The 3,438-nt window shown below is 48.3% G+C and carries 1 protein-coding gene; it reads left to right on the forward strand.

The genetic code is table 11. From position 1 onward, the window contains the following. Positions 1-1,335 precede the first annotated feature (1,335 nt). Positions 1,336-3,051 carry a DUF3370 family protein gene (locus tag POG22_RS00310; RefSeq protein WP_498902978.1) on the forward strand — a complete coding sequence of 572 codons (1,716 nt, stop codon included), beginning with the start codon at positions 1,336-1,338 and terminating at the stop codon, positions 3,049-3,051. The last annotated feature ends 387 nt before the right edge of the window (positions 3,052-3,438 follow it).

A 3,438-nucleotide genomic window follows, 5' to 3' on the forward strand; every position in this document is an offset into this window, starting at 1 on the left:
CATTTTTTCTTGCCGGATGCACAGGAATTTCCAATTTTACCTCTTTTTCGGGTTCTCGAAGCCATGTCAAGACTCCTCTAAGCCTTACGTCGTAAGCTTTTCACTTCTTTTCAGCAAGCCCTACATAGGGTGCATCTCAATTTCGTAGAACGACCCCTCCGCCTTCGGCACCTCCCCTTAGTAAGGGGAGGCTGGGTGGGGTTCCGATCGCCAAAGTGAGATGCACCCCTTACATAGAACTTATGTTGGATTGATTGAAATAGGAGAACGGAATATTTTTGACTTGAATATCGCTAAAATTACCAATGTGCTTGGCGTTTAGTCTTCAAAGTTCTTATAAATTCATCAAAATATAGAGCATGAGTAAGGAGAAGCAAGCTTGTATTCCTAAGCCTGTTCTGAAAAACAATTTTAATTCTGATTGTTCCTTGCCTTATGGGTTAACAGCGAATTATATTTGTCATTCAATGAGAGATTTTATTGAGTTTATCGGCTTTATAAATAATCAACTTTATTAAAAAACATGGCGCACCTATAAAGTTTTCTAATGCCCACTAATTTTATAGCAGAATCATTTGAGTCGTGAACGCCCTCTGTAGTTGGGATCGCATTTCTACAGTACTTTCAGATTACAAGGATTCACGAATCAGTTGGGCTGGCTATAGTAGCATGGTGGGTGAATTTATGAATATAGCAATCCTAAATGGTTTGCGGAAACAGATCGGCTGAAAATCCCATACCGTAACGATCTATCCTGAAAACAATCCGCAAACAAATTCGTACTGCTATATGACAATTCCTAAGTATTGCCAAACTTTAGTTAAAAACAATTATCATAATGGACATCCCGATTTAATTTCAGTCGATACCTTCATTGATAATTCTGTTCGATACTCAACTCAAGGTATTGAAGCTCTCGATATTTAAGAGGTTGGCAGGGTCACAATGCAGAATCTGTTTGGTTGATGTTTTTTTGCTTTGATAGCAATATATCAAGTCAAAAAACTCAACCTACCTAAGCCTTTTTTTTTAAGCGGTTTACGCTGCTAAGCTAGAAAAAGAAGACTGGACAACTTCAGGACGTTCTGGGAAAAGTCGCCGTACACCAACCGCCAGCGTAAACCCGAAAAGATTGTAGAAAATGAGACATAACAAGGATAATCCAAGGGGTTCAAAATAGTTAGATTCGTTTTTTTTAACAAAAAACAACACCTATTAAGTCCATCGAGTCAAGATAAAATATTCGTCCGATCGACTCCAACACGACGAGATCGATCGCGAACCATTTCCCACAACGATATAATCGCTGCATCACCGATTACCCGTCACCATCAAATGTTTACCGACATTGCGAACCACTGGGCGCAACTTTGCATCGAACAACTCGCCCAACGGGACATCGTCAGTGGCTACCCCGATCGCACCTTTCGCCCAGAAAAATACCTCACGCGGGCGGAATTCGCCTCGTTAGTGTGTCGGGCGTTTCCCGATGCAGAAACAGTCAAACCGGGAATTCAGTTTCGCGACGTTCCCCCAGCCTACTGGGGATATCGCGACGTTCGCCAAGCCGCCGAACGGGGTTTTTTCTCCGGTTATCCCGATGGAACCTTTCAACCGAATCGCCCGATTCCTCGTCTCGAAGCCTTTCTCGCCGTGGGATCGTATTTACAATTGCGCTTCGACGGCGACGACAGCCTCGAGGTGTTAAATCACTGGTTCGACGATGCGAATGTCGTTCCTGAATACGCCAGAGATGCAGTCGCAGCGATCGCACGATCGGGAACGATCGTGAGTTACCCCAACCCCAAACGCTTAGAAAGCGATCGCCCCATCACGCGAGGAGAAGTCGCGGCGTTGCTGTCTCGGGTATTGAAACTCGATGGAGTTCCCCTCGAATACGTCGTGGGGGTAGAACGTCCGCCCCGAGTCAGAGGACTTCCCGGTTTTCTCAACGCGACACCCTTGGTTTACGCGAAGTCGTCTCACCCAGCAGAGACGACGGGAATTCTCGTTTCGACGTTTCCGCTTGAGGGAAACGCCCATCTCGATCGCCCGTTGACGGGAAATTTCGAGGTTTTAATCCATCAGTCGGTGCAGTGGGGCGATCGCGACGGGTTCAAACCCTCGTATCAGGCAATTTTGCTACAAAACGCCAGCGATCGCCCCGTCGAGATCGAAATTCCCACAGCGGCGAGTGTCGCCACAGATCCCGACGCCCCAATTCAGCATTTTCCCGAAACCGTCGAAAACCCCGACGGAACAGTGTATTCGGGTTCGGCGAGTTGCGTGACGGATGCGGTGTTGCGAAAAACCCGTCAAGAGATCTTCCCAGAACGTTTGACCCTCGAGGCGGGAGAAACCACGCTGTTACTCAACGCCGAAATTCCTCCTGGCGAACCGACGAACGATCGCACCACCTTCATAGGGCTTTCGACATCCGATCCGGTATACATCGCAAGTTTAGTCCGTTCCAGCGACGAACCGCCGACCCTCGTGCAATGGTTGGAACTGCTAGAGTCGGGAGAACAACTCGAGGGAGACGCCGCCGTGTTGCGAGGAACCCGCTGGCGGACTCGGGTAACGGACGACGCCAACACGCCCGTTTTAACGATCCCCACGCCGCGATCGTCAGTCTGTTTACACCTCAACCGAGAACTGGTCGATCGCGCGATCGCTCCCTCTGAATCTCGATTTAACCGCACTTACGCGGGGATCGAGTACGACATCGACCTTCCCATTTATAACAATTTACCCGAGGCGCAATCGGTCGTCGTGTCGCTCTCGTCTCCCATCGCCATTGAAGGCGATCGCGTCGAATTCGCCGAAGCGATCGACGAACTGGCGTTTCGTGGAACTGTCAAAATCACGTACGAGGAGTTTTCCCAAACCGTTATGACCAGTTTCGTCCATCTGACACAATTTCACGGACCGCAGGGATCGCCGTTAGCGGTGTTGAGAATTCCCGCCAATACCTCGCGAAGGGTTCGCTTAAATTGGATTTATCCCCCAGATGGGATTCCGCCCCACGTGTTGACAGTCGCAACGCTTTAACCGTTAATTTCGTAGCTCGACTCAATATCTATGGGGTTGACTTTTGTTGAGAACAGGTACTTGACAAAAGACACAAAATAAGAATTCTTTATTTTGCCCTGTCTTTGGGCATCTCAAGCCCCCATTGAACAATAATAGCGACGCATTCCTCCACCTCGCGCGACTCAGGTGGGGGTCAAGGAGCGCAGCCTAGTGGTACCGTGTGACCAACTTAATGGGCACGGCAAAAGACGGAACAAAAATTCCGAGTCCTCTGGAGGCACGATTCATTAAGTGAGGTTAATTCCCTGTAAGTCCAATGAGTCGGTTAATATACGTCAGACTCCAGGCAAGAGTTTTTCTAAAGCCCCATAGTGGAAACAACTTGGGGGTGTTGCTGGGTAAAAG

This window comes from Geitlerinema sp. CS-897, from assembly GCF_028368005.1.
GTDB lineage: Bacteria > Cyanobacteriota > Cyanobacteriia > Cyanobacteriales > Geitlerinemataceae > Baaleninema > Baaleninema simplex.

Bases quoted from the DNA above. Each gene is read 5' to 3' on its own strand.
- POG22_RS00310 (WP_498902978.1), top strand. From the start codon at position 1,336: ATGTTTACCGACATTGCGAACCACTGGGCGCAACTTTGCATCGAACAA.